Origin of the sequence: Viridibacillus arvi (assembly GCF_001274945.1) — a bacterium.
GTDB lineage: Bacteria > Bacillota > Bacilli > Bacillales_A > Planococcaceae > Viridibacillus > Viridibacillus arvi.
In genome coordinates this window covers 192,764-218,542 of sequence record NZ_LILB01000005.1, presented here as the reverse complement: position 1 = coordinate 218,542, position 25,779 = coordinate 192,764, and the positions used below count along the sequence as shown (strand labels likewise).

Sequence of the window (25,779 nt, the reverse complement as noted above, 5' to 3'; positions counted from 1 at the left end):
AGAAAAAATCGCTCATCAAATGTATGTAAAACTTAGTTATGATCTTGATTTAAGGTCATTTCAAAGATTATTTGTTTTAAGGAGCGAGAAGATGAAAACAGCAGTGGGTTTATTTTTTACATTTTTATGGTCATCTGCAGCTATAGCTACAAAATTTGGTTTATATTCTACAACCCCCATGTTACTGGCTACCAGTAGATTTTTAATCGCAGGCATATTACTATTTCTTTTTGTTTATTTAATTAGTAAAAAGTATCCTTGGCCAACGAAACAGGAATGGAAAACCTTATTTGTTTTAGGACTCTTGAATACTACAATTTATTTAGGCGCATCGTTCTGGGCGTTAAATTATGTATCTGCAGGTTTGTTTAATTTGTTTGTTACTACTAATCCTTTTATCGTTGCTTTTCTTTCCTACATTTGGCTGAAAAGAAAAGTTTCTTTACAAGAATGGATAGGGATGATTGTTGCTGCTGTTGGTTTATTAATAGCTATTTGGCCATCAATCTCACACAGTGAAGTGAAAGGGATAGGCTTACTTATTCTAGGGGTGGGGATGATATCAATGGCAGTGGGGAGTGTTTATTTTAAAAAAGCTAATTTAAACCTACCGAATATTGTAATTAATACATGGCAAGTGCTTATAGGGGGAGTAGTATTAATTCCTATAACATTTATACTAGAAAAAGATACATACTTTTTGAAAGTGGATTATTATTTAGTCGGATCGTTAATATGGTTAGTGTTAGTAATATCAATCGCTACGATGTTGCTATGGTTTTACTTGTTGAAGCAGGATGCAGTTAGGGCAAATAATTGGCTATTTCTTACTCCGATTTTTGGTTATGTACTGGCGGCCATCTTTCTAAATGAAATTATTACATTTTATGATATTATTGCAACTGTATTAGTTCTATCAGGCTTATTACTTTCTGGGAATATTGCAATCAAATCTATCAAAAAATTCAATTAGAATTTAATTAGACCACCTTTTGAAGGTGGTCTTTGTGATTTACTGTCCTGGATGAAGGATATTGAAGGGCACTTAATCAATGTTCATCAGGATCATTAAATCCAAAGCCACAAAATTCACCTGTATACTCAATTTATAGTTCAAATAAGTTAAATGAGTTAATACATATAATGATATTTCAACCTCTATGAAAGGGCTTGATTGACGTTGAAAGAGCCGTACTATATTATGGTATTAGTGTTTAAAACACTTGAAGATTGAAAGTGGTGAAATGAATGGACGAGCAAAACAAAGTGGAACCAGAAAAAAATGAATTACCTACCGATGAACAAGAAAAATTAGAAGATGTAAAGCCTGCTGGTAAATACATACGTATTAAACCTTTTGCGTTAATTATGATGGTAATTGTTTTAATATTATTTACTTCTGGTTTAACAATCTTTGCGCTAACATTTGGAGAGAAAAAAGTTGTAGAAGTCCGTACGCCGACTCATACAGAATTCCAAAAACTATTTAACGCATTTGATGAATTAAAAGCAAACTATTACAAAGACATTGATACAGAAGAAGCAGTAAATGGTGCAATCAACGGTATGATTGAAGCACTTGGGGATCCTTATTCAGATTATATGAATGTTGAGGAAGCTTCCAATTTCAATGAAAGTATCTCTTCTAGCTTCCAAGGTATTGGGGCTGAAATCCAAGAGCAAAGTGGCAATATCGTAGTTGTTTCACCGATTAAAAACTCACCGGCTGAAAAAGCAGGGATTTTACCAAATGATATTATAGCTACAGTTGATGGTAAAAGTATTTCAGGGATGACATCTTCTGAAGCAGTATTATTAATTCGTGGTGAAAAAGGAACATCTGTAACACTTGAAATTGTTCGTGGTGATAGTGAGAAAAAAGTTAAGATGAAAATTGTTCGTGACGATATTCCGATTGAAACAGTTTATAGTGAAATGTTAAGTGGAAAAGTTGCGCATATTCAAATTACAACTTTCTCTGATAACACATATAAAGAACTATTAACAGCACTTGATGACATGGAAGCTAAAGGAATGAAATCACTTGTAGTTGATGTGCGTCAAAATCCAGGTGGTTTACTTGATTCAGCTGTTAATATCGCTAGTTTATTTGTTAAAACAGGTGAACCTGTTATGCAAATAGAGGACAAAACTGGTAAAAAAGAAGTAATTGAAGCACAAGGTGGTCGTAAAGTAACAGTACCAGTGTCATTATTAATCGATGGCGGTAGTGCCTCTGCTTCTGAAATTTTAGCTGGTGCCCTTAGTGAATCTGCTAATATCCCATTAATTGGTGAGAAGTCATTTGGTAAAGGAACAGTTCAAACTGCTAGTAACTTAAAAGACGGTTCAAACTTGAAATTTACAACTGCTAAATGGTTAACACCTGAAGGTAACTGGATTCATGAAAAAGGTATTAAACCAACTATTAAAGTAGATTATCCTTCTTATGCTTCATTACCGTATCTTGATCCTGACAAAGTTATGAAAGAAGGTTCTTTATCAGATCAAGTGAAGGCTGCTGAAAAAATGTTGAAAGCAGTAGGTTACACACCTGGTAAAGTTGATGGGCTATTTGATGCATCTACAAAAGCTGCAGTTATGGCATTCCAAAAAGACCAAAAACTTAAAGAAACTGGCGTTTTAAAAGGTCAATCAACATACGCATTAATGGAAGAGCTTCGTCAGAAAATCAAAAAAGACGATCCACAGTTATTAAAAGCTAAGCAATTAATGAAACAAAAGAGCAGTTCAAAATAATATAAAATCACATTTAGTGACAAAAAGAAATGTATGAAGAGCTGACCGTCTTAGGAGGTCAGCTTTTTCATGCGTTCATATAGAAGAAAGGATGATTTACATGGTTGATGTATATCTATTTAGTGGATTTTTAGGAAGCGGTAAGACATCTATGATGACAGATGTAATCCGTCAATTGAAAGAACAAAATATTAAACCAGCAATTATTATGAATGAACTAGGCAAATTAAATTTTGATTCACAAGCAGTGGAAGAGGATGTTCCATTAAAAGAAATGTTAAATGGCTGTATATGTTGCTCAGGATCAGAAAAGACAGAAGCGCAAATACAAACATTATTAGCAGAATCAGAGTTTGATGTACTCATTATTGAAACAACGGGGGCAGCACATCCAGTGGAGGCATTAGATGCTGTATATTCGCCTCTTTTTGCCGACCAATTGAATATTAAGGGAATCGTTACAGTGGCAGATAGTAAACGCTGGCTAGAACGAGATCAATTATCACCTCAAGTACGGTCACTGTTTTTAGAACAAATCCGACATGCGCATCTTATCCTAGCCAATAAGTCAGATTTACTAACAGAAGAAGAACGAGCAAAAGTAACATTTGAAATTCAATCTTTAAATCCTCATGCGCAGTTATTACAAACAACTAATGGTCGAGTACCTTTAAAGTATTTACAAAGCCTACATGCAACAGCTCGCCCAACTAACATTGAATCAGCACCAATAAGTCAAATGCATTTAAGTTCTCGCTTAGTGACATTCACTGAACCAGTAGAACAAGAAGTTTTTGAAGAGTGGCTTCGAACAATTCCTTCAACTATTTATCGTATGAAGGGGTATGTACCTATTAAAGGTATGAAAAATCCAATGCTCTTTCAATATGCATATGGTTTAACTCAATGGATGCCTGAATATATGCAGATGTCACCTAATATCGTTATCATTGGTGAAAATGTGAATGAACTCGAAGTTGTTGGTACTTTGTAATATAAATGTTCATTATTTTGGGTGTCAACCCAATCCTCCTAGTAATAAAACGATAGATTGCTAAATTTGCACAATTTCATAGCCTGTTCTTGATTGAAATTAAGGCGTTTTTATTCTTAATTGGACAAAGTAGCAATAATTGGACACTTTATTACAAAAATCCCGCGTTACGATATTTGCAGACAAGGAGGAATAAAACATGAAAAAATGGTTATTACCAATGAGTCTCGTTATGCTAATGGGCGTACAGGCGGGAACTGCGGAAGCTTCAGCTTCTACAAACGCATCAGACACAGTGAAGCAAACGCAAACAACATATAAAGGTGCTAAGCCTTGTAAGATAACTTATAAGTATAATAGTAAAACAAATAAATACACTTATAAGGATAATTACAATACAAGTAAACCATCAGGTGGCACTACTTCAAAACCAGAGAACAAACCATCAAATGGTAACACAGGTAACTCAGGCAACGGTTCATCAAACGGCAATACAGGTAATTCAGGTAACAATTCATCAAATTCAAATAACTCTACATCATCAACTGTAGATCAATTCGAACAAAAAGTTATTGAGTTAACTAATGTTGAGCGTCAAAAAGCAGGACTAGCTGCTCTTAAATCAGATAAAGCTTTGATGGGTGCAGCACGAGAGAAATCTCTTGATATGCAAAAAAATAAATATTTCTCACATACAAGTCCTACATTTGGTTCACCATTTGACCGTATGAAAGCACTTGGGATTAAATACAGTGCTGCTGGAGAAAATATTGCTATGGGTCAAAAAACACCAGAAGAAGTTGTAAAAGGTTGGATGAACTCACCAGGTCACCGCGCTAATATCATGAGCACAACATTTACTCATATTGGTGTAGGTTATGCTGCTAATGGTAACTACTGGACACAACAATTTATTAAAGCAAAATAAAGAATAGTATATATAGTAAACCAGCTCTCAATTTTGAGAGCTGGTTTTTTTATTCTAAACTATAAAAGGTCGATTAAATTCATTTGAACTTTCCTATACTAATCCAAAAAGGGGGCGACTTAATGCAGCAAATTGAAACATTTATATCGCAACTACAAAAGACCTTTTATAACTCAGCAGATTTTGTAGCTCGCGAAATTGATTGGCCAGGTGAGCCATTCGCTGTTATTTGTTATTACAGTTCCCTGCTAAATAAAAAAGATGTTCAAGAGCAACTGGATGTTGTTAAATTTCAAGCTGAGCAAGAAGCAGCGAAATGGCCAGACTCCGTTTCTTCCACTATAGAATTATTTGATATGGAAAAGGCAGTTGGTTATGTTTGTGGTGGAGAGACACTTATTATTTTACTTAGCAAAAATAAAGTAGTTCGTATAAACTTACCAGAAATTGCACATCGTACGCCTGATGAACCTGTCAATGAACATATTATTAGAGGATCTCATGAAGGGCTAGTAGAAAACTTTGATACGAATATGGCACTTATTCGAAAGCGTCTACATATTCCAGAATTAGTCGTAAAGCAAATGAAAATTGGTAAAGAAACAAATACAGGAATATATTATTTATATATTAGTAACGTTGTAAAAAAAGAAACACTCATAGAAGTAGAAAAAAGGCTAAATGAAATAGATGCAAAAGTTTTATATAGTGTTGGGTTGATAGGGGACTACTTGGAAGATTCAATATATTCTCCATTTCCACAGCTTCTAAATACTGAAAGACCTGACAGGGTTGTAAGTAATTTAGTAGAAGGAAAAGTAGTTGTTATAAGCGATATTTCACCGACAGCGTTAATTGCCCCTGTTACGTTTTTTTCATTTTATCAATCACCTGATGATTACAATTCACGTGTTTTAGTAGGTTCGTTTTATAGAATAGTACGTTTGATGAGTTTTTTTACAGCGGTTTTTTTGCCTGCTTTTTATATTGCTATCATTAGTTTTCATTTTGAAATACTTCCATTAGAGCTAAGTAAAAAAGTGAAAATGGATGTTAGTGAAATTCCTTATCGTCCTTTAATTGAGGCACTAATATTAGAAATCATAATAGAATTGATTCGAGAGGCCAGTATTCGTTTACCACAATCAGTCGTTCAAACTATTGGGATAGTAGGTGGTCTCGTTGTTGGTGAAGTTATTGTCAATGCAGGGTTAGTTTCCAATATGATGGTTATTATAGTTGCCTTAACGGCTATATCTAGTTTTGTAGTTCCATCAAATGAATTAAATACATCTGTGCGTATATTACGGTTTCCTTTTATGTTTGCAGCATCGTTGTTTGGATTTTTTGGCATCACAATCGGGGTACTCATTTTATTTATTCATTTATTAAACTTAAAATCAATAAATCAGCCATACTTCTCACCTGTTGTACCATTTCAACCCTCAGAATTCAAAAAAATATTCTTTAGAACGCCATTTTATAAAGCGAAAGCCCAACCTACTTCATTCCAACCAAAAGGGTATGAGGAGAAACAATGAAATTACAACTGTCACGTGTTCAATTTTTCTTATTACTTTTCATTGTTGAAACGGGTGTTTCATATATTTCTTTTCAAACAGAACTTATTAATAGTGGCGGAAGAGATTCTTGGTTGATTTTTATAGTATTCACGTTGTTTCATTTCGTTCAATTGCTATTTTATGAAAAATTTTATGAAAAGTTAAAGTTAAACGCTTTTTTTGCTTTACTTTATAAATTATGGTGGATTATTTTGTGCATCAGTTATTTGGCTTATATCGACTATACATTAGCTGTCTGGGGGTTCCCAAGTACTCCGACTTATTTGGTAATTTGCCTCATTGTTTCAGTCTCTCTTTACGCTAATTTAAGTCAACCCGAAACGGCTGTTAATTTAGGTGTTATTCTACTGCCGTTAATTGTGATATTTCTTATTTTTATTTTTATGAGTACTGGTAATTTAGTTTGGACAAATGTTTTCCCGATCGGAACAAGTTCTGGGGAACAATGGCTATTAGGTTTTCAAAAATCTCAAACTGCTTATATGGGTGTTGAACTTTACTTTATCTTCAGAGTATTCGTTAAAAAAGGTCAGATTATTAAATGGAAGCCATTAGTGCTCTATCAATTGATTATAGGAACTTTTTCTATAGCCTCTGTTGTAGGTGCGCAACTTTATTTCTCACTTGAAGAACTTAGAATTATACCTGAACCAATCATGTACATTTTGAAATCCGAAGAAGTTACATTTGTTAAGCGACTTGATATTTTCTTTATTTATATTTGGCTAACTTGGAGTATTATTAATGTTACATTATTAGGTTTATCGATTCGAGTTGTTCATTTTTCAAAAAAGCGAAAACATCCACAATTACAAATCGTTTTATTACATTTGGCATTTGTTATCCTACCGTTACTCTTCTTAAGAGTTAATTTCATTGAAAAAATTCGAGATAATCTTCACTACGGATATATTCCATTCGCTATTGTATTCCCGATTATTATTGTTTTTATGAACAGAAGGAGGAAGCAGCCATGTTTAAACGAGTCTTCATCATCATCGCAGTAAGTACATTGCTCGTTGGTTGTTGGGATGAACGACTGTATAAAAACTTGTCTGTTGTATCTCTTGCTGGCATTGATGGGCATATTGGTGACTTGAAAGGCTACTATGCTTACCCAACCACCCCAAGTGATCCAACAAAATATGTGGTTATTGAAGGATTGGGTACATCAGCAAGAGATGTGCGGAATCATGCGGATTTGAAAGTTGAACAAACTCTTGATTTATCAGAACTATCAACACTTTTAATCAATCAAGAAAGTGCTACAACACCACTTTATGATTATCTTGACATTTATTTTCGTAATCCACAAAGTCCAATAACAGCAAAAGTTGCTTTAACAGATGGTTCTGTAAAAGAATTTGTAGATATAGGACATCAACTACCAAGTGATGTTGGTGAGTATTATCAACGCTTTATTGAAAGTTTTGAAAGAAATAGTATTTTTCCTAAAATGACACTTCAGAAGGTATGCTTGTTAATACTTGAAAAAGGTAAAGATCTAGTATTGCCATATCTTAACAAAGATAAGAAAAGAGGCACTCCTATAGCTGCAGGACTTGCTCTCTTTAAAGAACAAGTTTTTACGGGCACCGTTTTAGATCCGAAAGAATCGTTACTGCTCACTTTGTTAATGGGTGAAAGAGGAACTAATGCGAGAATAACGTATATGTGGGAGAAGGATGGGAAGAAATTACCTGTATCTCTTGATGTGATTAGAGTGAAGAAAAAATGGAAAATAGAGGAGAAGGGAACAACTGCAACAGTGCATTTAAAATACAATTTAAATGTGAATATTGAGGAATATCCTCATGATAGGTTATACAAGAATATTGTAAGGAAAGACGTAGATAAATTTTTGACAAAAAAAGTGCAAGAGGATGTTGAAGGAGTACTAAAAAAACTACAAGATGCTCAGTCAGATCCATTAGGAGTTGGTCTAAAAGTGCGTGCGTTCCACCCAAAAGTATGGGATAAAAATTGGGGTGAGAAATTTGCACAATTAACATTAAAGCCTGAGATGAAAATCACAATTGAAAGAACGGGTATCCTACAGTAATAGCTATACTATTAGAAGAAAAAACCTCCTCTATAAAGCAATAGAGGAGGTTTCTTGGGACTCTTTTTTCGCTTTCCGTTGAACAATAATAAGACGGAAGCTCAATGTAATAGCACCAGCTGTAAGACCACTTATAAGACCGATCCAGTAACCGAATGGACCTAAATCTGTATAATTTGCAATAACATAGCCAAGAGGTAATCCAATTACCCAATAGGATATCATTGCCATTATGAATGTAATCGTCACGTCCTTATACCCACGTAAAGCCCCTTGTACCGGCGCTTGTATTGCATCCGACAATTGAAAGAAAGCTGCGTAGATTAAAAACTGTGTTGCCAGAGAGAGTACTTGTGGATCAGTTGAATATACACCGGCTATTTGTTCCCTGAAAAAGATTAAAATAGTGGCAGAAATGAAACTGAAAATAACTGCCGTCACTACTGATATATAGCTATAAATACGTGCATCTTTGAATCGTTTAGCACCAACCTCAAAACCTACTAAAATAGTTGCACCCATTGCTATACTCAAAGGCATCATATAGGTAAGGCTTGCAAAGTTCATCGCAATTTGATGTGCACCAATTACAGCAGTGCTGTAATTACTCATCATTATTGCAACAACAGAGAATATACTTGTTTCAGCAAAAATAGATAAGCCAATAGGTACCCCGATTTTACATATTTCGAGCCATTTTGCGAAGTGTATTTTTGGCCAACTGGCATATAATTTAAAGTTTTTAAATGGTTGCCCCTTCATCGTAATGACAATAGCCACAGCACAAATTATCCAATAAGTGATGGCTGAAGCAACCCCGGAGCCGACTCCTCCAAGCTCAGGAAAGCCAAATTTACCAAATATTAATAAGTAGTTAAAGAAAATGTTGACAGGTGTAGCTAGTAAAGTTATGAACATCGATATTCTAGTTTTTCCAAGAGCATCGATGAAACATCGTAGTACACTATAAACAAATAAAGGAATTAATCCAAAGCTCATAGCAATCAAATAATCATGTGCAATGCGTTGTACTTCAGGCTCTAAAGTCATCGCATTTAGAAGGGGATTAATGCCGGCCATTAATAGTCCAAAAATAATAATTGCTAATACAATGGCAACATAAAAACCTTGTTGAACTGAAAATGTCGCTTCTTTCTGCCTTTTTGCACCGACAAATTGTGCTACAATAGGTGTTATGGATAACAGAATTCCTGATAAACCTGTATAAACAGGCAACCAAATCGAAGAACCAATGGAAACACCTGCTAAGTCAGCAGTGCTATATTTACTTGACATTAAGACATCGAAAAACGACATTAAATATAAAGCAATTTGGGTGATTAAGATCGGAAACACAATTTTCAGCATGACTGTCCATTTCGCTCTCATCGTAGTTGTTTCATGCATGTAATTCGCCTCCAAGTATTAATTGACATCTTTTCTATTGTGATTTCGTATAGTAAAATAAGTAGCTGTTCTAATAAATCCAAAGCAGTTCATACATTGTTCTAGCAGAATAGGAGAATAATAATGACGAACCAAACAATAATATTAACTGGTGGGGGTACAGCTGGCCACGTTTCACTCAATCAGGCTATAATACCATCTTTCCTTAAAAAAGGCTATGAGGTACACTATATTGGCTCAAAAGAGGGTATTGAAAAAGAAATTATCGGCCAGGCATTTCCTGACCTCCAATATCATGCAATTTCAAGCGGAAAATTAAGACGTTATTTTTCAATGAAGAATTTTACAGACCCGTTCAGAGTTTTAGCAGGTGTTGCACAAGCATTATCGATTATTCGTAAATTAAAACCAGTAGCGATATTTTCTAAAGGCGGCTTTGTATCAGTACCTGTTGTAATGGCAGCAAAAATGGCTGGTGTTCCAGTTATTGCTCATGAATCTGATGTTACACCAGGTCTTGCCAATAAATTATCATTACCATTTGCTTCTCATATTTTCACAGTATTCAAACAAACGCTTAAGCATTTACCAGCAGAAAAAGCTTCTTGCACGGGATCAATTATTCGCCCGGCTTTATTTGAAGGAAGAAAATCAACAGGCTTAGCATTATGTGGATTTAAAGAAAGAAAAGAAGTAATCCTAATTATGGGTGGTAGCCAAGGGTCTAAATTTATTAACGATGCAGTACGCGCTAATATTGTGCAACTTTTAGAAAACCACAATGTTATTCATCTTTGCGGAAAAGGGCATATAGATGAAGCTTTAGTGAATATGCCTGGCTATAAGCAGTTTGAATATGTAACGACAGAATTGCCAGATCTATTACATGCTTCTGATCTAATCGTATCAAGAGCGGGTTCAAACTCTATTTTTGAGTTTTTAGCTTTAGAAAAACCAATGTTATTGATTCCGTTATCCCTTCAAAAATCACGTGGCGATCAAATTCTAAACGCTAAGCTATTTTTTGAACAAGGTTTAGCTGAAGTTTTACAAGAAGATGATTTAACGAATAAAACATTTATGGAAGCTCTACTTAGCCTTAAGCAACATAAAGAAGGTTTAATCAAGCAAATGCGAGAAACCGAATCTCCTAAAACACCAGATGAAATGGTAGAGTTGATATTAAATTATGCTAAATAACGAAAGTATCTCTAACTGAGATAGCTTCATATTAAGGACATTAACTATTAATATAGTTAATGTCCTTTTTACGTAGAAAAAAGAGGGGATTTATGAATTTAATAGCTTATGGAATTTTTAAGAGCAGGGCTCTGAAAAAAGTAAATGTTGATATTTGATACCTCCCTGAATACTTGTTAAAATCAGGATGAGAACGGGTATTCGGGGTGTTAAGGTGAGAAAACTTTTAGACTTGTTAAAGTATATCGACAAGTTACCACATAAAAAAGAACAAGTCTTTCAATGAGTTAAACGCTATGTTGAACATTAAACCTCAATTGTATTGAAATGGTATTGAAATGACAGATGCTTACTATAGCCTGCGAATATCTAAATTAGTTCTGTAATCCTTATTCAAAGGGGCAGATTATTTTGGGGATTTCAGTAACTTGAATATTGGGGCAGAAGAAAAATGATAAAAGGAGAAAAAGTTATGTCAAATAACGTAAAACAGAGAAGAATAATTTTAGATTTAGCAGTTACTTTAGATGGTTTTATTGAAGGGAAAAATGGAGAAGTTGATTGGTGCATTATGGACCCTGATATGGGGTTCACTAATTTCTTGAATCAAATTGATACTATTATTTATGGTAGAAAAAGTTACGATCTATGGGGACAATATATTCCAAAAACTAAAGACTCTGATACCGAAAAAGAAATTTGGGAATTGGTTCATAGTAAAAAGAAATATGTGTTTTCCAGAACGCAAAAAGAAACGGATAATAGAGCAATATTTATAAATGAAAATATTGTTGAAGAAGTAAATAAATTGAAGGATAAGCCTGGTAAAGACATCTGGCTATATGGCGGAGCAAGTCTCATTACAACTTTTATAAATTTAGGGCTTGTTGATGAATTTAGATTATCTATTCACCCAGTTATTTTGGGAGAAGGAAAACCGATGTTTATTGATATAAAACAGAGGTTAAATTTAAAAGTGGTTAATTCAAAAACGTTCTCTTCTGGCGTTGTGCAACTAATTTATCATTTGAAAGGTGATTAATAATTTCGTTCATTACAATGATAAATTGTCATGAACATCAAAAGGTAATACACGATAGTAGATATCACTTATTCTACTAATTTATAGTGTGAGTTATTGCATTATTAAGGGAACCCCTATAAAAATTCTTTTCCCTTAAAAATATAAAATTATTAACATTAAATTTTAACAGAGCTAAGAGAAAAAAGAAGCCTTCACTTTTGTGAAGGCTTCAGATTGAAGACAAACACATTGTTCAATTAAATAATGTGTTTGTTTTTTTATCTATTTCTCTATTTTTGAATTAAAACACAGAAATAGGCAAAAAAAATAGAGTCCTTTTGGTCTCTTAATTTCAGGATTTTTGCTAATTTTTTTATATTTAGACCAGCAAAAGTAAGCCCAATTTTCATGTGCATTTTTTCTTTACCAATCATATTCATATAGCGAAGACCATGAAATTCTTTAGCTGTTCCAAATAATCGTTCTATTGTTTGCCTCATACTCTTAATACCATATAAATATTGAATTAATGGTAACTTGATTAATAAAACTGGATCTAAGCTAGGTCTACCATTATTTTCATCATATTTATCTTCTACTAATTCATAAATAAATTGAAATCAACATACTTATCAATATCTCTTAACAAATGTTCCTGTGGAACTAGATCATCTAAAGAATAAAAACCAATTTGATCTGTTTACTCATATCTTGTTTTTTCAACATCTAAATCAGCTCCTTTTCTCCATTTTACCAAGAAAAAAAGACAAAGTATCGAATAATCAGATACTTTGTCTACAGTCTGAGTTTGAGAAATTATTTTCTCAACCTTTTTATTCGGTGTTTTTTTATTTTCACTCAATATTTTCAACATTTAAACACTTAGTTTCACAGTAATATCCTTTGCCGCCAACATAAACTTTTTCTATTTCATTCTTGCTATTGGTGGCTAATTTAACTAATATTTCGGAAGGGGAGTGTAAAGAATAACCTTGTTCAAATACATAGACTTCTTTTTGCAAGTTGTGCTTTTCATAAAGGTAGCAAGCTAATGCACCGTTTGAAGTTCCAGTTGCTGCTTCTTCATTGATGTCGTATAGTGGAGCAAAATTTCTGCATATAATTCGATTGTCATTAAAAGTATATAGATGCATACCGACAACATTATAATACTTGCTGATTTCTTTAATTTTTTCAAAATTAGGCTGCAGTGTATGTAATCGTGTTTCGCTTTTTATAGGAATTAAAATATCTTTTAAGCCCGTGGAGACAATTTGAATTGGGTATTTATTGTCTATAGCTTTAATGTCAAAACAGTCGATGAACTCGTTTGGAGATACAACATCATAGAATATCGGTTTATTTTGTTCCATGAATATGATGTCATCTTTTATGGTAATAGTAAGAACACCGCTGTTCGTTTCAATCGTATAGCGATTCCTGTAAAGTTTATTTAAATGCATCAGTATCGCGAAAGAGCCAATTGTGGCATGACCACATAAATCAACTTCTTCTTTTGGTGTAAAATACTCAAATTTATAATCAGCAATTTCAGATTCTGATATAAATGCGGTTTCCGCATAGCCCAATTGTTTGGCTATTGCCATTTTTTGAGTAGTGGTCAATGTATTCTCAATAAATACCACTCCTGCTTTATTTCCGCCTTTATGATCCTTGCTAAATGCACTTGCAACATAAACGGATATTTTCATAAGACACCTTCCTTCCTCACTTATAGTAAATTGTAGCATAGAAAGCACTACGTATAAATGTTGTTGGATAAATTTGCCATAAAGCAAGAGACAAACTATTTTTTAGCATCTGAACTCTCCAAAAATAGTTTGTCTACAGTCTGAAGCCTTCACTTTTGTGAAGGCTTCATTTAATGAAAGTACCATTTTGTGATTGGACGTGCGATGGGCCTATAGGATGTTTGGAACTTAGGTTGTCTTCCTAAAGTAGGGTATCCAGCTTCAGGAGCTAGCTGTTCGGGTCGTTTCAGTCGTGCGCTCAAAGTCAAAGAGCGACTTTGGCTTCCGCCTTCCAACGACCTCACAGCTGAACGAGCGCCCTCAGCATTTAGGTTACATCGCTTGTTCTTCTTCTTCTTTGTTCTGACTAGCTGTATATAAATAAAAGAAGTCTTTTTGGATTTTCATTAATTCGAAGTGCTTGTCACCTTGGTTGATTTGTTCGTACAAGGATGGGTGGCTTTCTTTGGCATCCATTATATAGCCAATTTTTTCGGCAGCACGAAGGGATTTAGTGTTTTCGGTGCGAATGCGCAAGAAAACGGTATGAAAATCTAGTTCAAAGAACAGTTCGTTTAAGAAGAGTTCTTTTGATTTCTGGTTGTATCCCTTGCCTTGGTGTGGGGTACCGATCCAAGTGCCTAAAAAGCCTGCGCCGTCTTGCACATCATAGACGGTAATTGTGCCGATGGGTTGTCCCCAGTCATCGGTTATCGTACGAGAAACGGCTTTACCGTTCTCCTCGTCTTCCATTAGTTGGTTAGTCAAAAACCAGTACTCATCGGCACTATTAGCTTTCTGACGCACAAAAGGGAAGACAGATGGGTGTTTTAGTAACTCATAAAGATCGTTACATTCGTGTAATTCACGTCGCTTAATCAAGCGAAACGCCTCCTTTACGGGGGTGAACGTCCAAATTAATGGCAGGTCCTAGCCCCCTCGAAATTTTTCATATAATGTTGCATAAAAAATTTCGGGGTGGGAATCGAACCCACTAGAACCAGCATGACTACTGGTGGCGCACCATTTGCCTTCCCTATTGACTCTATAAAAAATAGGAATCATTTTATGAAATTATTTTGCAATTTAACTATACTAAGTTTTACCTGTTTTGCAAAGAAAAAAACATGAAAAAATAAATTTGTAATATTTACTAGCATTAAATGGAACATATACAGTTGTATGCTTGACAAAATAGAATTATGATATATAGAGAATACGGGGGGTTGCATATGTTAATGCAGTTACATAAAGTTCATGGTTCAGGGAATACTTTTTACATATTTGAAACAAATAATGAAGAAAGTATGGATTGGTCTAAACTTGGCATTTGGCTTTGTCAAAAAGACAATCTTGGAGGAGCAGATGGCCTACTTCTTGTCGCTCCATCTAAAATAGGACTCGCAAAAATGCGTGTCATTAATGCTGATGGATCTGAGGCATCTATGTGTGGCAACGGTTTACGCTGCGTTGCTCGTTATATTTGTGAAAAGCATAATGTTTCAGAGGCACTCATCGAAACAATGAAAGCCGTCCTAAAGGTACAAAAAGAAGCATCAATTTTCGGTAGCATTCCTACATATTCTGTTGAAATTGCACCAGTATCTTTTGATATTACTTCTTTACCGATGTTTTACAAAAACAAACAACAAATTCGCAATGAACTAATTGAAGAATTTGCTGATGATATATCATTCACAGCTGTTTCAGTTCCAAACCCACATTTAATCGGAATTGTACAATCAGATAAAATAATCAATACACAACATCAAGAAAGATTATCTAGTAAATTAAATGGAGATAATGAATATTGTCCAGACGGCGTAAATGTGAGCTACGTATACCCGATGGATGAGGACTCAATTTACGTACGTACATATGAACGCGGAGTTGGTTTTACTAACGCTTGCGGCACGGCGATGACAGCATCTGCATTAGTTTCTTCTATAGAAGGAGTAGTTTCGGCTAGTAAAGTAACAGTCTATAACCCTGGTGGCTTTGTACAATGTCATGTGCAACATAATGAAGAGGATTATGTTTTAAAACTGATTGGTAATGCAACATTTGTAGCTGAATTAGAGTTGAACACCGAGAAAGAATGGTTGTGGCAATCTGTAAAGGAAACAGACGAACAAAAAGCTTATGAATCTCTAATTTCTTATGCAGAGACTAAAACAGCATCTATTTATTTAACTTCTTGAAGAGGTGGCAATATTGAATGGCAATCTGATTACTAAAGAGCAGTTTGACGCGCTTTATCAAAATTGTTTAGATTTTGTTTTTTTAATGGAAAAAGTCAGTGATGAATATCACTACGTATACATAAATCGTGCAGCTGAAGATGTTTTTGACGAGTCGCCAATAGACAAAAGTTTATCTGCTTGTTTAGAAACAGAAGTCGTTGAGATGATAGTTAAATATTACAATGAATCTATCGAGAAACAGCAACTGCTTCAATACCGTGATTTCTATTTATTCTCTGACACTAAACGCACCAATGAAACAACCGTTACGCCAATTTATTATGGCGGAAAGCAATATATACTTGCTGTTACGAAAGAAATTTCACAGCAAAAAGTGATGGAGGAAAAAAACTTATTTCTACAATCACTTTTTGACATGAAAATGGATCCGACTATCGTATTAGCAAATGATTTAACCTTTTTTGATGGTAATCCGAAATTTGAGCAGTATTTTAACTGCAAAATTGAAGACTGGAAAGGGAGGATGTTTTTTGATTTTCAGCTTGTTTCACCAGAAGATCATGAATCATTCGCAGAGCATCTCCAAGACGCATTAAATGGAAGAGGGCATCCATCCGTTTTATATACACATAAAAAAGCGGATGGCATTGAGAGTCAATTCCTTGTCAGTTTTTCGCCAATCACTACTAATAATCAAGTTGTAGCTATTTATATTCAATGGTTAGAATTAACGAAAAATATTCAATTAAAAGAAGATTTACGTCAAGTAAATCACATGCTCAACAGTTATAAAGGTGCTCTGAATTCAGCGGCAAATATTTGTATTACAGATAAAAATGGCGTCATCAAATTTGTAAATGAGCGTTATGCGCAATCAAGTCAATATAGTGCAGATGAGCTAATCGGAAATTCGACTAAGATATTAAATTCACGAACTCAGCCTTCTTCATTTTATGAAGAAATGTGGAAAACGTTACTGAATGGTCAAATTTGGCGCGGGGAAATTTGCAATCACTCTAAATATGGTAACCGGTACTGGATGGATACTACGATTGTTCCAATCTTCAGCGATAATGGAGAAATTGAGAGTTTTCTTTCGGTCTGCTTTGATGTATCTGATAAAAAAATTATGATGACCAACCTTAGGAATATTGAAAAAACATTTCGACTTATAACGGAAAATACGAATGATTTGATTGTCATTACGAACGATGATGGAATAATTATTTATGTTTCCCCTAACCATATAAATCGACTTGGCTTTGAAAAGGACGAACTACTTGGGCGTTTCTATTTTGATATGATGTCTGATGATAGTAAGGAATTGTTAAAGAGTGAATTTTCATCGACTCTATTAGAAGAAGGGGACGTACAGATTGATTTACAAATTAAAACGAAAAATGGAGAAACTTTTTGGGCTGAAACCTATCTTACGGCAGTAAAGGATGCTGAACGTGACGAAGTGTTCCAATATGTAAGTGTCGCTAGGGAAATTACTCATCGTAAGAAAAGGGAAGATCAGTTGCGCTTTATGGCCTATCATGATAGCTTAACGTTGCTACCAAATCGACGTTACTTATTAATGGAATTTACTAAGTTGGTCAAAGAAGCGATCGCTCTCAATTATGCTATTACATTGCTCTATATTGATGGCGATGATTTTAAAAAGGTGAATGATGATTACGGTCATGATGTTGGGGATGATTTTATCCGTAATTTTGGACTTGCGCTTGTTGCCAGTGTTCGCGATTTAGATATAGTTAGTCGAATAGGTGGAGACGAATTTATTGTCGTCTTAACTAATATGTCTAATGACCAATACATTCGAAAACAACAAGTGAAAAATACGATTAAACGTATTCAACAAACATTAAAAGATGGCTGGACAATTAATGAACAACACTTTTCACCTACATCGTCTATTGGAATTGCTTCTTTCCCAGAGAATGGTCATTCAATTGAAGACTTGCTAGATAAAGCAGATGAGGCACTATATATAGCGAAAAAAACCAAAGGGAAAAACTCATATCATTTTTCAAGTTAAAAGATGGAAGGTGTTTTCAATGCAAAAGCATATTCTATTAGTAGAAGATGAAAAAAACATTGCGCGATTTATTGAATTAGAACTGAAGCATGAACAATTTGAAGTGACAGTTTGTTCTGACGGCCGTGTTGGTTTAGAAACGGCTTTAGAGCAAGAATTCGATGTCATTTTACTCGACGTCATGCTTCCTGAATTAAATGGAATTGAAGTTTGTAGACGCATTAGAGCCATATCGGATGTGCCTATTATTTTAATAACCGCTCGAGATGCTGTAATTGATCGTGTGGCGGGTCTAGATGCGGGAGCAGATGATTACATTGTCAAACCTTTTGCTATTGAAGAGTTATTAGCAAGAATTCGCTCTATATTAAGACGATACACTTCGGTCGAATCAACTGGTCAACAATTAAAATATAAAAATATTACTATTGATTCTGCGGCATACACTGCCTATGTCAATGAGGAAATACTTAGTTTGACGAAAACAGAATTTGATTTACTCAGCTTATTAATTGAAAATAAGAATCGTGTTTGTACCCGTGATCAAATTTTAGAGCAGGTATGGGGTTATCAATCCGATGTGGAAACAAATGTTGTCGACGTTTATATTCGTCACCTGCGCTCAAAACTACCTAAAATAGAAAGTGGTTACATTGAAACGGTTCGTGGCGTTGGGTATGTGATGCGAGAATGAATAGAATACAGCATTATTTATCGAACCAGTCGTTAAAGGGGAAATGGGCACTTACATCTGCTGCTGTCATTTTCGTTAGCTTTGCTGTTATTTGTTCAGTCCTTTATATTGCTATTCACTCATGGCTTTTAAATGAGCAGGAACAGTCCGTAAAGCGTACGATGGATGATTTAACAGTGTTCTTTGAATCTCAAGGTAATTTCTTAACCATACATGATATTCAGTCGAATAAGGGGCTTATGAATTCTATTGTAGATAAGAATCAAACAGTCCGTATATTGAATAAAGATAAAATTGAAATATTACGTATTAATGATTCTACTAAAATCATGCCTTCAGTACCAGATAATCTACCAAACCACGGTTATGCTATTTCGAAAGAAAAAGTAGAGAATGTAGATACGTTTTTGGCTGCATCGACAATTAGGATTGGACCTTTTTCAGGATATATACAATTGACGCATCCTTTGACTTCATTTGAATCCCTTATGCGATATATTTTAACGGCTATGTGTATTTTAGGATTAGGGGCACTCATAGCATCAGCAGGAATAGGCTATCTTTTGGCGACTACATTATTGAAACCGCTAGACGACTTAAGACTTGAGATGACAGAAGTAGCAGAACAAGGTTTTACGGCGCCTATTAAACTTCAATACGATGCAAAGGATGAAATTGGTGACTTATTGACCGTATACCGATCGATGATGGGGGAGCTAGAGCAATCATTCCTTAGCCAGCAACAATTCATTTCTGATGCCTCTCATGAGCTGAGAACCCCTATTCAAGTAGTAGAAGGACATTTATCGTTAATCAAAAGATGGGGTAAAGATGATCCATCTGTTTTAGAAGAATCATTAAATACGTCCTTACTTGAAATTACACGCATGAAAAAGCTTATAGAAGAGATGTTAGAACTTGCAAGAAGAGAGCAGAACGATTTACAAAACAATGCTGATATTCTTATGATTACTACCGACATTATGGAGGAAATAAAAGTGCTATCCCCGGATGCAACGATTGACCTAGAAGTTGATCCAGAAATTAGCTACTGGGCAATTATTTCTGACAATGCCTATGGTCAGATTTTACGCAATCTTCTGCAAAACGCTATACGCTATTCGGAAAATAGTCCAAAGATTAAAATCCAACTTTCAAAACAGCATGAAAGTGTGCAAATTGAAGTGTCAGATAAAGGTATTGGTATAGCAGAGGAAGATCAATCACGTATATTTGATCGTTTTTATAGAGTTGACTCATCTCGTTCACGTGATGGTGGGGGTACAGGATTAGGATTAAGTATTGTAAATATGTTGGTAAATAAATACCGTGGAACGATAAAGGTTAAAAGTAAACTTCATTTTGGCAGCACTTTTACTATAGAATTGCCGGCTGAAAAATGATGTTTTTATCAAACTTTATTCTATTATCTGTTCGTTCAAGAAAAAAATTGCTAAATTTGTTGAAAACGATTGTATTTTTTGTGAAGAGTAGTAAGATTGAAGGGGAAAAATGTTCTTCTTGATTTATTAATACAGTTGTTTCCCTTAAGCAGGAAGAATGGTAAGATAGTTAGTGGATTTTCAAATTATTAATTAATTTAATTAATGGAACTGCCACTTGGCAAAAAAGTTGGAGGTAATTCTACATGTCAAACAATGTTTCACCTGTAAGCTCACCATGGGCAGCTTTTTCAGGTCCCAACCTTGGCTATGTGATGGAAATGTACGATTTGTATTTAACATCACCAGAAGAAGTTGATTCAGAACTTGTATCATTATTCGAACAATACGGAGCACCAGTTCAAACTAGTGAAGTATCAAACGTTACAAACGTTGAACCAGGTAACTTTGCAAAGGTTTTAGCTGCCGTTCAATATGCGGATGCCATTCGTGTATATGGTCACTTAGGAGCAGACATTTATCCTTTAAAAGACCATCCACGTGACACTACTCGAATCGAAGCAAAAACTTACGGTTTATCTGATCAAGATCTAATCGAAATCCCTGCTTCGTTATTATTAAAAGACATTCCTGCAAGCGTTAACAATGGATTAGATGCTATTAATTACCTAAAAGCGATTTACACAAATAAAGTTGCTGTAGAAATTGCACACGTTGTTAACAGTGAAGAGAGAGTGTGGCTAGAATCTAAAATTGAAAGTGGCGTATTAAACGCAGGTCTTTCTAATGATGAGAGAAAAGCAGTTTTAAACCAATTAACAAAGGTTGAAGGATTTGAGAAATTCATCCATAAAACATTTGTAGGACAAAAACGTTTTTCTATCGAAGGTTTAGATGCATTAGTTGTTCTAATGGATGAAATTGTTCACCGTTCAGAAGACAAAGGTGTAAAAAATGTTATGATCGGTATGGCTCACCGTGGTCGCTTAAATGTGTTAACACATGTATTACACAAACCATATGATATGATGTTTGCTGATTTTGCGCACGTTCCAAATGAGTTATTTATTCCAAAAGACGGTTCTTTAGAAGTAACTAAAGGCTGGTTTGGCGATGTTAAATATCACATGGGTGCTACATATAACAGCAATAAAGGTACAACAATCAAATTAGCGTATAACCCATCTCATTTAGAAGTAGTTAGTCCAGTTGTTACAGGTCAAGCTCGTGCAGCTCAAGATAATACTTCTAAAGCAGGTGCTCCAACTCAAGATGCTAAATCTGCTCTAGCGATATTAGTTCATGGTGACGCAGCGTTTGCTGGTCAAGGTGTCGTAACTGAAACGATGAATTACTCTCGTACAAAAGGATTTAACACAGGTGGTTCAGTTCATATTATTGCTAATAATATGATTGGATTTACTACTGAGCATTATGATTCACGTTCAACTGTATACTCTTCAGACCCTGCAAAAGGTTATGAAATTCCAATATTACACGTTAATGCGGATGATCCAGAAGCAGTTGTACAAGTGGCTCGTTTTGCAGTAGAATATCGTGAACAATTTGGTAAGGATATTTTAGTAGACTTAGTCGGTTACCGTCGATATGGTCATAATGAAATGGACGAACCAATGATTACAAACCCAACAATGTACACAGGTGTTCATGGACACGATACAGTACGTGCATTGTATGGTAAAGCACTTGCAGACCAAGGCATTATAACAGCAGAAGAAGTCGCAACTTTAGATGCCGATACACAAAAAGAAATGCAAGCAGCTTATGATCATGTGAAAGAAGTTGGCGAAGGGCAACATGTTGAAAACGAAATGCCAGAAGCTGTGAAGAACGGTTATGATATCGTAGAAACTGGTGTTGATCGCGAACGTCTGGAAAAAATGAACAAAGAATTATTAACATGGCCACAAGACTTCAATGTCTTCAAAAAACTAGGCAAAATCCTTAGCCGTCGTGAAGATGCATTTGTAGGTAAAGGTAAAATTGACTGGGGTCATGCTGAAACATTAGCATTCGGAACAATTACACAAGAAGGTAATTCGATCCGTTTAACAGGTCAAGATGCACAACGTGGTACATTCGCACACCGTCACCTAGTGTTACATGACGAAAAAACGGGTGCAGAATTAACACCTTTACACCACATTTCTGGTGCAGATTCTTCATTTGTTGTATATAACAGCCCATTATCTGAAGCCGCTATCGTAGGTTATGAATATGGCTATAATTTAGAAAACGAGAAAAACTTAACTATTTGGGAAGCGCAATACGGTGACTTCGCAAACATGGCTCAAGTAATGTTTGATAACTTCATTTCAGCATCTCGCTCTAAATGGGGTCAAAAATCTGGTCTTGTTATGTTATTACCGCATGCTGCTGAAGGTCAAGGTTCAGAACATACTAGTGCTCGTTTAGAACGCTTCTTACAATTAGCTGGTGAAAACAACTGGACAGTTGCAAACCTATCAAGCGCTGCAAACTACTTCCATTTATTACGCCGTCAAGCTAAGATGTTAGGTACAGAAGCAATTCGTCCATTAGTTCTTGTATCACCAAAATCACTATTACGTAATCAAATCGTAGCTGCAGATGTTGAGGAATTAACAACTGGTCACTTCGAAACTGTTATTGAACATCCAACAACTGGTTCAGCTGCGAAAAAAGTAGAGCGTATTCTATTTGCTTCAGGTAAAGTAGCTATTGATATCGCAGAAAAAGTTGGAGATGGCAAAGATTTCGATCACGTACACTTAGTACGCGTTGAACAACTGTACCCATTCCCATCTGAGAAAATTGCTGCCATCATTAAGCGTTTCCCTAACGCGAAGGAACTTGCTTGGGTACAAGAAGAACCTCAAAACATGGGTTCATGGACATTTGCAGATCCTTATATGCGTGAAGTAGCAGAAGACAAAGACGTTCGTTACATCGGTCGTATCGTACGCTCATCTCCTGCTGAGGGTGATGCAGATTCATACAAAGCTGAACAAGCACGTATTATTGAAGAAGCTGTAACTCGCTAAAAAGCGAATATTTTGAAGGAGGAAATTATAGTGGCTGAAATTATTGTTCCGGAATTAGCAGAATCTATCACAGAAGGTACGATTGCACAATGGGTGAAAAAACCTGGTGATAAAGTAGAAAAAGGCGAGTTCATCGTTGAACTTGAAACTGATAAAGTAAATGCTGAAATTATCTCTGAAGAAGCTGGTATTTTGAAAGAAATCCTTGCTGAAGAAGGCGATACTGTTCTAGTAGGTGCTGTAATCGCAATCGTTGAAGCAGGTGATGCTGCTGCAACTCCAGCACCAACACCAGCAGCTGAAGAGGCTGCACCGGCACCAGCTGTAGAAGCACCAAAAGCTGCACCAGCACCTGTAGTTGTAGAAGAGTCATCATCAACTGAGCGTGTAATTGCTAGCCCAGCTGCTCGCAAATTAGCTCGTGAAAAAGGAATCGACTTAGCATCTGTATCTCCAGTAGATCCTCAAGGTCGAGTTCGCGTACAAGATGTAGCTGCACATGGTACAGCGCCAGCTGCTCCTGCTGCAAAACCAGCTGAAGCACCAAAAGCTGCTACTCCTGCAGTTGATGAATCTCGCGTGACAGTTGAAAAAATGTCTCGTCGTCGTCAAACAATCGCAACTCGTTTACTTGATGTAAAACAAAGTACAGCAATGCTTACTACTTTTAACGAAATCGACATGACAAACGTTATGGCACTTCGTAGCCGTAAAAAAGATCAATTCCAAGAAAAGCATGATGGTACTCGTCTTGGTTTCATGTCATTCTTTACAAAAGCAGTAGTTGCTGCACTTAAAAAATATCCATACGTTAATGCTCAAATCGTAGGTAACGAAATCCACTTAAATAACTTCTATGATGTTGGTGTTGCTGTATCTACTGACGATGGATTAGTAGTACCAGTTGTTCGCGATTGCGACCGTAAAAACTTCGCTGAAATCGAAGATGCAATCGGTGGTCTTGCTAAAAAAGCACGTGACAAAAAATTACAAATCGCTGACCTACAAGGTGGATCATTCACAATCACTAATGGTGGTGTATTCGGATCATTAATGTCTACACCAATCATGAATGGTACTCAAGCTGCTATCTTAGGTATGCATACAATCCAAAAACGTCCAATCGCTGTTGGTGATGAAGTACAAATTCGTCCAATGATGTACGTTGCACTATCTTATGATCACCGTATTATTGATGGTAAAGATTCTGTAGGATTCTTAAAAACTGTAAAAGAATTACTTGAAAACCCTGAAGATTTATTATTAGAATCTTGATTTATATTAACTTAATGTAAGTACTTAATAAGCCCTACACACTTTTTGAGAGTGTGTAGGGCTTATTTTTATTAGGTGTAAAGAGAGTAGAACTGGATGAAAAGAACCTAATGTGGAGTCTTCAATTAAGTTACATTAACATTTTTTTAATGAAGTGCATTGTTGCTTTTGTGAACAGGCGTAGCTAGACAAGGTAGATAGTATGGTTTCCTTTGAAGCAGTACTTAATAGTTCTGTCGCTATACGCTGTAATTGATAGGTTTCAATAGTAGTCAATTTTTGTGGATTAATATGTCGTTCCATGCGATTCACCTCTTATATTCATTATAAGAACATTCGTTCCTTTATTCAAGTGAAATATGACGATAAAATCGGACAAACGTAGTAAATTCTTTTATGTTCAAAGGAAACTATATAGGAGTGAAGGTGAATAAGAAGCAAGGTAAACATGTTAATGGAGGGGACTCAAATAGCCCATTGATTATATAACATCAATGGGCTCAAGTGTATTGATTTCTATTAACTTATGGAGTGATAAAATTATCGTAATGTTTCTTTCATTAATTGCCCCATTTGATTACTGAGTGATCCTAGTTCTTCTATAATTGAGCTGAAGTCTTGTACTAGCTCAGCTTGTTCATTTGAAGCGGAATTGATCTGACTCATGCTGCCCATTAAACCTTGTAAATTTTGTGTGATATTTTTCAGTGAATCTTCAATCTTTTCGGTAGCCGACTTTGTTTCTAGAGATAGTTTTCGTACTTCTTGAGCAACAATATTAAATCCAGCACCATGCTGACCTGCTCGCGCAGCTTCAATAGAAGCGTTTAACCCTAGCAAATTCGTTTGTTGGGAAATTGACTTGATAAAGTCTGTAACGCTATGAGAAGCTTCTGAATCAGCAAGGGCTTGTCGAGATTGAGCAGTAATTTCAGTACTTGTTGCTGCTAGCTCCTCTGAATGAGAAGCAACAAGATGTACTTTATCCTGTAAACCCATGACAGCATTTTGTAGATGATCCATATAAGATTGTAATTTTTCTTGTTTCTCCATAGAAAATACTAAACTAAAAGCTCCAATTACACGGCCATTTTCTTTAATTGGATATATGTTTGTGTGAAGTAAGACTCCATAAAATTCGGCAGGTATATCTCTTTTAACGTTTTTCCCTGTAAAGGCTTGTCGTAATTCTTCAGTATCTTCCATCGTATCACCAGTCTTTACTCCTAGATCAACTTTAGTTCCTGGTGATGCAAAGTAAACTTTGTTTTGGTCTCGCTCAACAATACTTACAAAGATTTCATTATTGAATGCCATTTGTATGTATGGTGTAGCCTGTTTTAAAACTTCTAATAAACTCAAATAAAAAACCTCTCTTCTATATACTAGACGCCAGATATAAGTAA

21 protein-coding genes and 1 pseudogene are annotated in these 25,779 nt (G+C 35.3%); 15 read left to right on the top strand and 7 right to left on the bottom strand.

Annotated features, from left to right (window positions below; all coding sequences use genetic code 11):
* The first annotated feature begins 91 nt into the window (after window positions 1-91).
* The 7 genes from AMD00_RS10395 to AMD00_RS10365 all read left to right on the top strand — a co-directional run bounded on the left by AMD00_RS10395 (window position 92) and on the right by AMD00_RS10365 (window position 8,327).
* On the top strand, window positions 92-973 hold the full coding sequence (locus AMD00_RS10395; RefSeq protein ID WP_053417009.1) for a DMT family transporter: 882 nt from the start codon (window positions 92-94) through the stop codon (window positions 971-973).
* A gap of 275 nt (window positions 974-1,248) precedes the next feature.
* Window positions 1,249-2,760 (top strand): lmo1851 family serine protease, encoded by a 1,512-nt coding sequence (locus AMD00_RS10390; protein WP_053417008.1) that lies wholly within the window; start codon window positions 1,249-1,251, stop codon window positions 2,758-2,760.
* Between the two features lie 100 nt (window positions 2,761-2,860).
* Window positions 2,861-3,754: a CobW family GTP-binding protein gene (locus AMD00_RS10385; RefSeq protein ID WP_053418256.1), complete on the top strand. Its 894-nt coding sequence runs from the start codon at window positions 2,861-2,863 to the stop codon at window positions 3,752-3,754.
* Window positions 3,755-3,953: 199 nt separating this feature from the next.
* Complete coding sequence (locus tag AMD00_RS10380) at window positions 3,954-4,682, top strand: CAP domain-containing protein (RefSeq protein ID WP_053417007.1); 729 nt, start codon at window positions 3,954-3,956, stop codon at window positions 4,680-4,682.
* A 122-nt stretch (window positions 4,683-4,804) separates the two neighbouring features.
* Entirely contained in the window at window positions 4,805-6,223 is a 1,419-nt protein-coding gene (locus AMD00_RS10375) for a spore germination protein (RefSeq protein ID WP_053417006.1), read from the top strand.
* A complete protein-coding gene (locus tag AMD00_RS10370; RefSeq protein WP_053417005.1) occupies window positions 6,220-7,272 on the top strand; it encodes a GerAB/ArcD/ProY family transporter in 1,053 nt (350 codons plus the stop codon). Before AMD00_RS10375 ends, AMD00_RS10370 begins: the two co-directional genes overlap by 4 nt.
* A complete protein-coding gene (locus tag AMD00_RS10365; protein ID WP_053417004.1) occupies window positions 7,239-8,327 on the top strand; it encodes a Ger(x)C family spore germination protein in 1,089 nt (362 codons plus the stop codon). Before AMD00_RS10370 ends, AMD00_RS10365 begins: the two co-directional genes overlap by 34 nt.
* A gap of 30 nt (window positions 8,328-8,357) precedes the next feature.
* Here AMD00_RS10365 and AMD00_RS10360 read toward each other — a convergent pair whose 3' ends face one another.
* Complete coding sequence (locus tag AMD00_RS10360) at window positions 8,358-9,734, bottom strand: MATE family efflux transporter (protein ID WP_053417003.1); 1,377 nt, start codon at window positions 9,732-9,734, stop codon at window positions 8,358-8,360.
* A gap of 123 nt (window positions 9,735-9,857) precedes the next feature.
* On the opposite strand from AMD00_RS10360, the gene AMD00_RS10355 reads away from it, so the two are divergent.
* Window positions 9,858-10,934, top strand: coding sequence for an undecaprenyldiphospho-muramoylpentapeptide beta-N-acetylglucosaminyltransferase (locus AMD00_RS10355; RefSeq protein WP_053417002.1), 1,077 nt, complete (start codon window positions 9,858-9,860; stop codon window positions 10,932-10,934).
* Between the two features lie 472 nt (window positions 10,935-11,406).
* A complete protein-coding gene (locus AMD00_RS10350) occupies window positions 11,407-11,976 on the top strand; it encodes a dihydrofolate reductase family protein (RefSeq protein ID WP_053417001.1) in 570 nt (189 codons plus the stop codon).
* Between the two features lie 272 nt (window positions 11,977-12,248).
* On the opposite strand, the gene AMD00_RS23700 is transcribed toward AMD00_RS10350, so the two are convergent.
* The 5 genes and pseudogenes from AMD00_RS23700 to AMD00_RS10335 form a co-directional block, all read right to left on the bottom strand.
* Window positions 12,249-12,458 (bottom strand): transposase, encoded by a 210-nt coding sequence (locus AMD00_RS23700; RefSeq protein WP_053417000.1) that lies wholly within the window; start codon window positions 12,456-12,458, stop codon window positions 12,249-12,251.
* Window positions 12,435-12,684, bottom strand: a pseudogene (locus tag AMD00_RS22870) (transposase); the annotation flags it as partial. The pseudogene AMD00_RS22870 and the gene AMD00_RS23700, both read right to left, overlap by 24 nt.
* Window positions 12,659-12,832, bottom strand: a complete 174-nt coding sequence (locus AMD00_RS23540; RefSeq protein WP_169786347.1) for a hypothetical protein — start codon at window positions 12,830-12,832, stop codon at window positions 12,659-12,661. The gene AMD00_RS23540 and the pseudogene AMD00_RS22870, both read right to left, overlap by 26 nt.
* On the bottom strand, window positions 12,813-13,670 hold the full coding sequence (locus tag AMD00_RS10340) for a PhzF family phenazine biosynthesis protein (RefSeq protein WP_053416999.1): 858 nt from the start codon (window positions 13,668-13,670) through the stop codon (window positions 12,813-12,815). Before AMD00_RS10340 ends, AMD00_RS23540 begins: the two co-directional genes overlap by 20 nt.
* Window positions 13,671-14,042: 372 nt before the next feature.
* A complete protein-coding gene (locus AMD00_RS10335) occupies window positions 14,043-14,591 on the bottom strand; it encodes a GNAT family N-acetyltransferase (protein WP_053416998.1) in 549 nt (182 codons plus the stop codon).
* Window positions 14,592-14,941: 350 nt separating this feature from the next.
* Here AMD00_RS10335 and dapF point away from each other — a divergent pair, with 350 nt between their 5' ends.
* From dapF to odhB, 6 genes are all read left to right on the top strand, one after another.
* Window positions 14,942-15,910, top strand: coding sequence for a diaminopimelate epimerase (dapF, locus tag AMD00_RS10330; protein ID WP_053416997.1), 969 nt, complete (start codon window positions 14,942-14,944; stop codon window positions 15,908-15,910).
* 85 nt (window positions 15,911-15,995) lie between these two features.
* Window positions 15,996-17,957: a PAS domain S-box protein gene (locus AMD00_RS10325; RefSeq protein WP_211258639.1), complete on the top strand. Its 1,962-nt coding sequence runs from the start codon at window positions 15,996-15,998 to the stop codon at window positions 17,955-17,957.
* A 19-nt stretch (window positions 17,958-17,976) separates the two neighbouring features.
* Window positions 17,977-18,651 carry a response regulator transcription factor gene (locus AMD00_RS10320; RefSeq protein WP_053416995.1) on the top strand — a complete coding sequence of 225 codons (675 nt, stop codon included), beginning with the start codon at window positions 17,977-17,979 and terminating at the stop codon, window positions 18,649-18,651.
* Complete coding sequence (locus tag AMD00_RS10315) at window positions 18,648-20,054, top strand: HAMP domain-containing sensor histidine kinase (RefSeq protein ID WP_053416994.1); 1,407 nt, start codon at window positions 18,648-18,650, stop codon at window positions 20,052-20,054. The genes AMD00_RS10320 and AMD00_RS10315 overlap by 4 nt, the downstream gene beginning before the upstream one ends.
* 245 nt (window positions 20,055-20,299) lie before the next feature.
* Window positions 20,300-23,098: a 2-oxoglutarate dehydrogenase E1 component gene (locus AMD00_RS10310; RefSeq protein WP_053416993.1), complete on the top strand. Its 2,799-nt coding sequence runs from the start codon at window positions 20,300-20,302 to the stop codon at window positions 23,096-23,098.
* Window positions 23,099-23,128: 30 nt separating this feature from the next.
* Complete coding sequence (gene odhB / locus AMD00_RS10305) at window positions 23,129-24,373, top strand: 2-oxoglutarate dehydrogenase complex dihydrolipoyllysine-residue succinyltransferase (RefSeq protein ID WP_053416992.1); 1,245 nt, start codon at window positions 23,129-23,131, stop codon at window positions 24,371-24,373.
* Window positions 24,374-24,913: 540 nt separating this feature from the next.
* On the opposite strand, the gene AMD00_RS24145 is transcribed toward odhB, so the two are convergent.
* On the bottom strand, window positions 24,914-25,735 hold the full coding sequence (locus tag AMD00_RS24145) for a methyl-accepting chemotaxis protein (RefSeq protein WP_053416991.1): 822 nt from the start codon (window positions 25,733-25,735) through the stop codon (window positions 24,914-24,916).
* Between the last annotated feature and the right edge of the window lie 44 nt (window positions 25,736-25,779).